Raw genomic sequence first — 6,705 nt, 5'->3', positions numbered from 1 at the left:
GAGGACGAGGCGTCGTCCGGATCGGGCGAGGTGTCGTCGTCCTCGCCCTTGGACTCCCCGCCGTCCTTGCCCTTGCCCTTGGACGACTTTCCGTCCTCGCCGTCCGCCGCCGAGGGGCCCGCGCTCGGGCCGGTCGTGTCCTGGACGACCGTCTCGGCGGATTCGGTCACCCCGCCGTCGCGGTCGGCCACCGGCTCCTGCCGCCTGGGCGCCGGGGAGGACTCCCGCCAGTGCCCCTCGGTGGCCAGCTCAGCCACGAACACCGCGACCAGCACCGGGCCGAGCACCGACGCCAGGATCGCCACCCGGCGTCCCCGGCCCCGGCGGGCCCGACGGGCGCGGCGGCCGAAGAGGCCCCGGGGCTTGGGCTTCCGGCGCGAGGCGCGAGTGGTGCCGGTGGCACCGGAGGAGGCACGGGGAGCCTGGGCCGTACGGCGGTCCGCCCGCCGTTCCGCCCGCGTGGCGGGCGCCTCGGCCCCGCCCTCGTCCGCCGCGTCCGACGCGGCGGAGGGCAGCCCGAGGTCCTCGACGGGCGTTCCGCATCCAGGGCAGGAGACGGCACCGTTGAGATGGCGGCGGCAGGGAGAGCAGTAATCCATTTCGCCGGGCAGGTTATGTGACCAACGGGTAGGTCAGCAGGACGCGGGGTGTGAGGATCCTGTGCAAAGAACCGCACGAAAGCCCTCGTCAGGCCCCTGTCTTCCGGCGAACCGGCGACCGCCGGGGTCCGCCCGGCCCCGCTCAGCCGCCGAAGGCGGGCTGCGCAAGACCCTGTCCCACACCCTGAATGACCAGCAGCGACCCGGCGAGCGGCGGCGCGGCGGCGCCGAGTCCGACGCGTGCCGAGGTCAGATAGAGATCGGTGAGGTCCGCACCGCCGAAAGCACACGCGGTCGGGCGCGGGAACGGCAGCTCCACCACCCGATCGAGTGTCCCGTCAGGGGCGTAGCGACGGATCGCGGCGCCGTCCCACAGGGCGACCCACACCGCGCCGTCGGCGTCCACGCACAGCCCGTCCGGGAAGCCCGCGCCCTCCTCGACCTCGGCGAACGGCCTCCGGCCCGAGACCACCGGGCCGTCGGGGCCCTCGACGTCGAAGACGTCGATACGGCGGGTGGGGGTGTCGATGTAGTACATGAGGCGGCCGTCCGGGCTCCAGCCGATGCCGTTGCTGACCGTCACCTCCGGCAGGAACTCCGTATGGGAGCCGTCGGACCCGATCCGGGAGAGCGTGCCGCCGCCGGCCCCCTCGTCGTAGCGCATGGTGCCGGCCCACAGCGAGCCGTCGGGCGCGACGGCGGCGTCGTTGCCCCGGCGGCCGGGGACCGCCTCGCGCAGCAGCCAGTCGAAGCCGCCGTCAGCGCCGTACACCCCGATGCCGTCGCGGAGGTTGACCACCAGGCCGCCGCCCGCGCGGGGCTTGGCCGCGCCGACGTGCTGCTCGGTGCCCAGGGTGGTGCGGCGGCCGGTGGCGGGGTCATAGGTGTGGACACGGGAGGAGAGGATGTCCACCCAGATCAGCCGCTGGGCGGCGGCGTCCCAGGTGGGTCCCTCACCGAGCACGGCGCTCGCGCGCACCGCGATCTCGAGCGATGGCCGTGTGCTCATATGTCCCGCCTCCGATGTCCCAGCCGCACCGACAGTTCGCCCGCGCCCTTGGCGGCCAGCCCCTCCAGCTCGGCCTGGCGCTCATCGCTCCAGCGGATCGTCGGCACCGAGATCGACAGCGCCGCGACCACCTTTCCCGTGGTGTCCCGTACGGGAGCCGCCACGCAGTTCACATCCGGATTGGACTCCCGCTGCTCGACCGCGATGCCGCGCTCGCGCACGGTGGCGAGGTGGCGGCGCAGTTCGGCGGGGGCGGTGATGCTGTTGTCCGTCATCGCGGCCAGCGGCTGATCGCCGGACAGCCGCGCGGCCAGGGCGTCCTCCGGGAGGGAGGCGAGCAGCATCTTGCCGACCGAGGTGCAGTGGGCGGGCAGCCGGCGGCCCGCGGCGGAGACCATGCGGACGGCGTGGGTGGAGTCGACCTTGGCGATGTAGATGACGTCCATGCCCTCGAGGATCGCGACATGCACGGTCTCGTCGCAGGTCTCCGCGACGCTCCGGGCCACCTGCTGGCCCTCGGCGGCCAGGTCGAGCTGCTCGGCGTAGCGGCTGCCCAGCTGGTACGGCCGGACCCCGAGCCGATAGCGGCCGGGCTGGTCGGGGACCTGGACCAGATAGGAGCGGGCGGCCAGAGTGGTCACCAGCTCATGGACCGTCGTACGGGGCAGCCCGAGCCGACGGGTGATCTCGGGTGCGGAGAGCGTGCCGTCCCCGTCCAGGAAGAGCTCGAGTATGTCCAGAGCCCGTGTCACCGCGGGCACCAGGCGTCCCATAGTGCTCGCCCTCCCCTTCTGGTTCAGATGGCAAGCGTTCGAGATTCCGGCCGGTGGCCGGTATCGCGAACACAGGTTATGCGGAGGGGACTTCCCCCGGCAATGGTCCGGCAAAGGCACGATGTGCCGGGAAGCGCTTGCGCCACCGGACGGGGACGCACCCGTACGCCACGATAGGAGCCATGGATTCCGCGCCCGGCTCATTCGCTCAGCCCGACTCGTTCCCCACCCCCTTCCCCTTCGTCCTCGTACTGCTGCGCCGGATGGCCGACCATCAGCCGGGGCTGGTCGAGGACGCACTGCGCGAGCTGGGCTTCGGGCGTGCGGTGATGCGCGAGGCCAACCGCCGCTGGCAGGCCATGCAGCGCTCGCCGCGGCGGCGCTCGGCGGTCGCCCGCTACCGCTCCGTGCTGGGCCCGCCCGAGTCCACCGCCACCCGCCGGATCGGCGATCTGACCTGCGAGGCGCTGAGCTGGTCCGTACCGCTGTGGCCGGATCTGCGGTTCGAGGTGCTCACCGCGCCGAACGGGGCGGTGTGGAACGAGTGGCTGGTGCGCGCTCCGGGCGCGCCCGGGCCGCGGTTGCGTACGGCCGCCGATCTGCTGCCCTGGTCCTGCACGGTGGACGAGGTGGCGCGCGCCTTCGCGCCCGCGCGGCCCATGGAGGGCTCGGCGCCGACCCGCTGGCGGCTCGCCTTCGACGCGCCGGAGGCGGAGAACGGTGAACTCCGCCACTACGTGGCGGAGTTCACCTGGGGACTGCTGCAGCGTATGGAGGACGTCAGGCCAGCTTCGCCGACAGCGTGATCTCCGTACCGGCGAGCGCCTGGCTCACCGGGCAGTTCTTCTTGGCGTCCTCGGCCGCCGCGGCGAACGCGGCCTCGTCCAGGCCCTCCACCGTGCCCTCGACGGTGAGGTGGATACCGGTGATCCCGGTGCCGGGCTGGAAGGTGACCTCGGCCTGGGTGGTCAGCTGGGTGGGCGGGTTGCCCGCCTGGGTGAGGCCGTGCGAGAGCGCCATCGAGAAGCAGCTGGAGTGGGCCGCCGCGATCAGCTCCTCGGGGCTGGTCTTGCCGTTGGCCTGCTCGGCGCGGGACGGCCAGGAGACCGGCTGCTCGCCGATGCCGGAGGAGTCGAAGGTGACGGTCCCCTTGCCCTCGGCCAGATTGCCCTGCCAGACGGTGTGCGCGGTACGCGTCGTAGCCATGCTCGGTGTTCCCTGCTTCCTGTCGGTCTGTCGGTGACGTCCACCCGTCGGGGGCGGAGCGCCGGACGTGACTATGGGTCAGAGGTGATCACCCGGCGGGGGTGCCACCGCTTCCGGTGGCCCCCTGTCCGGAGATCGACTCCGAGCCTACGTTCCAGGCGACCATGGCCGGGTGACCATGCTCACTTCCCAGTCGACTGACGGTCGCGGTGTCCAGCCGGAAGAGCGCACCGGCGGACGGGGGCAGGCCAAGCCGCCGGGCGGTGAGCACCCGCAGGACGTGGGCGTGCGCCACCAGCACCACATCGGCGCCGTCGGGCGACTCCAGCTCGGGGGCGATCCGGGCGAGCACCCGGTCCACCCGGGCCCCGATCCGCTCGGGCGACTCGCCGGGGTGGTCGGGACCGGCCGGTGGCACGCCGTCGGTCCACAGGTTCCAGTCGGGGCGGGTGCGGTGGATCTCGTCGGTGGTGATGCCCTCGTAGCCGCCGTAGTCCCATTCGCGCAGGTCGGGCTCGAGGTCAAGGTCCTCGAGCCCGGCGAGCCGCGCGGTCCGTACGGCCCGGTCCATCGGGCTGACCAGGACCAGCCCGATCTTCCGCGCGGCAAGCGGTCCGCGCAGGGCGCGTGCCTGCTCCTCACCGCGCGGGGTCAGCGGCAGATCGGTCCGGCTGGTGTGCTTGTGCGACCGGCTCCACTCGGTTTCGCCGTGCCGGACCAGCAGCAGCTCAGCCACGGTCGCCGGACGCCTTCTCCTCGCCCACGGCGCCCTGCTCCTTCTCCTCGTCGATGGCGTGCTTCTCGTTCGCCGCGGCGGCGATGGAGGCGCGCACCGTGTCCATGTCCAGGTCGCGGGCCTGGCCGATGAGGTCCTCCAGGGCCGGCTCGGGGAGGGCGCCGGGCTGGGCGAAGACCGCGATGTTCTCCCGCACGATCATCAGCGTGGGGATGGACTGGATGTCGAAGGCGGCGGCCAGCTCGGGCTGGGCTTCGGTGTCGACCTTGGCGAACAGCAGATCCTGGTGGCGCTCGGCGGCCTTCTCGTAGATGGGCGCGAACATCCGGCACGGCCCGCACCAGGAGGCCCAGAAATCAATCAGTACGAATTCGCTCCCGGACACGATCTCGTCGAAGTTGTCCTTGGTGAGCTCGACGGTGCTAGTGCTCATGCCTGCGTTACCCGCTTCCGTACGTCGGCAGATGCCACATGCACGGTAACCCCGCCACCGCCCGCCGTTATTCCGGGCCGGTGGCAGGGGCGGCGGCCGCTGGGACGGCTAGGGCGTGCTTCGAAAGTCCCGCCTGCCCCGCGACGCCTGGCACGCACGCTCGCTGCGTTGTCGGGATCGTCCCAGTAGGCCCACTACGAGGACGACCCTCCGCCTTGCGATCGCACGCACCAGACGCCGCGGGGCCCGCCCTCCGGGCGGACGGCGCTACTTTCGAAACACGCCCTAGCCGGTCCGGAAGCGTATGCCCAGGTCGGCGGGGGTGAAGCGGTGTACGTCCCGGGTGGAGAGCCCGTGGTCGGTCCCCCGGAGAATCCAGAAGCCGCCCGTCCTGCCGTGGCCGTAGCCGGGCGCGGCGGCGATCACATCGTCGTGTCCGTCCCCGTCGACGTCGAGCAGCGGGGGCTGCGGGGCGAAGGCGTCGAAGCCGTACGGGGTGTGCCGGCCGGGCACCCCCGGGGTGTCCAGGTCCAGGGACTGCTCCCGGCGGTGCTCCCAGTGCGGGCTCTTGGCCGGGTCGGGGGTGTACTCGCCGCCGCGCCCGTGCCGTGAGCCGGGCAGCAGGGTGAGCCGGCCGTTGCCGTTGTGCTTCTCCGGGGTGGCCACGACGAGGTCAGGGCGGCCGTCGCCGGTGATGTCGCCGACGGCCGGGGAGCCGCCGAAGCCGTCGCCGCGCCGTGCGTCGCCGGGCATGCCCGGGCCGGACTGATCGACGGTGAGATCCGCACGCCCCCGGCCCAGACCGGATTTGGCGCCGTGGACGACGGTCAGCCGTCCGGAGCCGCGGTGGCGGCCGGGGCCGAGCGTCCCCTGGCCGGGCGCGAGCAGATCGTCGACCCCGTCGTGGTCGGCGTCCCCGGCCGCGGGCTCGCGCGGGCCGTCCTCCGTGCCGAGGGCATGGGCCAGGCGCGCCTCGGGCCGCCTGTCCCGCACCAGGCCCTTGGGGCCACCGCGGTAGTGGGCGACGGGGGTGTCGAGGGGGGCGGTGTCGCCGGGTTCCGGCCCATCCGCCTGACCGAGGCCGTAGCGGTAGGTCAGCACCACATCGGTGCGGTGGTCGCCGTTGAAGTCCCCGGCCGTGGCGGTGGCGGGTGCTCTGCGGCGGGGCCGGTCGGTGGGGCCGCCGAGCGGGGCGGTACGAGCGGGGTGAGCCTTGGCGCCGAACGGCCCGTACAGCACGCGTACGGCACTCCGGCCGTCACTCCGGCCGTCATCCCGGCCGTCACCCCGGCCGTCACCCCGGCCGTCCGCCGCCGAGGCCAGCAGGTCGGCCGCGCCGTCCCCGTCGAAGTCCCCCGCGGCCAGCGCCAGGAATCCGGCCGCGCCGCCGCCGAGCGGGCGCGGCGCGGCCAGTCCTCGGGGGCCGCCGCGCAGCACCACCGTCTCCCCCGTCCGCTCGGCCCGCGGCGAACCGCCGTGCCGGAAGCGCGCCGTCACCAGGTCGGTGAATCCGTCCCGGTCGAGATCGGTGCGCAGCAGGGGGCCCACGTAGTCGTCCTCGGCGCCGTTCACCACAAGGCGGTGCCGCGGGTCGAGGCCGTGCGCCCCGCCGTAGACCACCGCGAGCCGGGCAGGCAGCGGCCCCCGGGAGGCGCTGGTGGGGCGGATGGCGGTGGCGAAGTCGTCGTAGCCGTCGCCGTTGAAGTCCCCGAGCGAGGCACCGGCAGCCCCCTTCGTGGCCCCCTCCACCGGCCTCCGCCCCGGGTGGCCGCCCTCGCTGCACCCGGCGATCAGCAGCACGGACACGGCCACGGCGGCGACGGGAACGGGAACGGACGAACGCACGGCGACACCTCGCAAGGCGGATCGAGCGGACATGGACGGCAGACACATCGACGGACGGCAGGCACAGAGGTACGGGTACGGACGCGGACGAGGGCTTCACCGCT

At 73.5% G+C, this 6,705-nt stretch carries 8 protein-coding genes; 1 reads left to right on the top strand and 7 read right to left on the bottom strand.

The window, feature by feature from the left end:
* From GWI24_RS38095 to GWI24_RS38085, 3 genes are all read right to left on the bottom strand, one after another.
* Positions 1–599, bottom strand: a 599-nt coding sequence (locus GWI24_RS38095; protein ID WP_210950621.1) for a hypothetical protein, incomplete at its 3' end; no start/stop codon positions are given.
* Between the two features lie 142 nt (positions 600–741).
* Positions 742–1,608, bottom strand: a complete 867-nt coding sequence (locus GWI24_RS38090; RefSeq protein ID WP_210950620.1) for an SMP-30/gluconolactonase/LRE family protein — start codon at positions 1,606–1,608, stop codon at positions 742–744.
* Positions 1,605–2,381, bottom strand: a complete 777-nt coding sequence (locus tag GWI24_RS38085; protein WP_210950619.1) for an IclR family transcriptional regulator — start codon at positions 2,379–2,381, stop codon at positions 1,605–1,607. Before GWI24_RS38085 ends, GWI24_RS38090 begins: the two co-directional genes overlap by 4 nt.
* Before the next feature lie 182 nt (positions 2,382–2,563).
* On the opposite strand from GWI24_RS38085, the gene GWI24_RS38080 reads away from it, so the two are divergent.
* On the top strand, positions 2,564–3,187 hold the full coding sequence (locus tag GWI24_RS38080; protein WP_210950618.1) for a hypothetical protein: 624 nt from the start codon (positions 2,564–2,566) through the stop codon (positions 3,185–3,187).
* Here GWI24_RS38080 and GWI24_RS38075 read toward each other — a convergent pair.
* The 4 genes from GWI24_RS38075 to GWI24_RS38060 form a co-directional block, all read right to left on the bottom strand.
* Positions 3,162–3,587, bottom strand: a complete 426-nt coding sequence (locus tag GWI24_RS38075; RefSeq protein WP_044575881.1) for an OsmC family peroxiredoxin — start codon at positions 3,585–3,587, stop codon at positions 3,162–3,164. The two genes, GWI24_RS38080 and GWI24_RS38075, sit on opposite strands and share 26 nt — an antisense overlap.
* A gap of 88 nt (positions 3,588–3,675) precedes the next feature.
* Entirely contained in the window at positions 3,676–4,323 is a 648-nt protein-coding gene (locus GWI24_RS38070) for a histidine phosphatase family protein (RefSeq protein WP_210950617.1), read from the bottom strand.
* A complete protein-coding gene (gene trxA, locus GWI24_RS38065) occupies positions 4,316–4,756 on the bottom strand; it encodes a thioredoxin (protein ID WP_210950616.1) in 441 nt (146 codons plus the stop codon). Before trxA ends, GWI24_RS38070 begins: the two co-directional genes overlap by 8 nt.
* 285 nt (positions 4,757–5,041) lie before the next feature.
* Positions 5,042–6,601 carry an FG-GAP and VCBS repeat-containing protein gene (locus tag GWI24_RS38060; RefSeq protein WP_210950615.1) on the bottom strand — a complete coding sequence of 520 codons (1,560 nt, stop codon included), beginning with the start codon at positions 6,599–6,601 and terminating at the stop codon, positions 5,042–5,044.
* Positions 6,602–6,705 lie beyond the last annotated feature (104 nt).

It is taken from the genome of Streptomyces sp. MK37H, from assembly GCF_018035285.1.
In the GTDB taxonomy this organism is placed as follows: domain Bacteria; phylum Actinomycetota; class Actinomycetes; order Streptomycetales; family Streptomycetaceae; genus Streptomyces; species Streptomyces endocoffeicus.
Note: the sequence above shows the minus strand (reverse complement) of the source record. Positions and strands in the feature narration are given on the sequence as shown.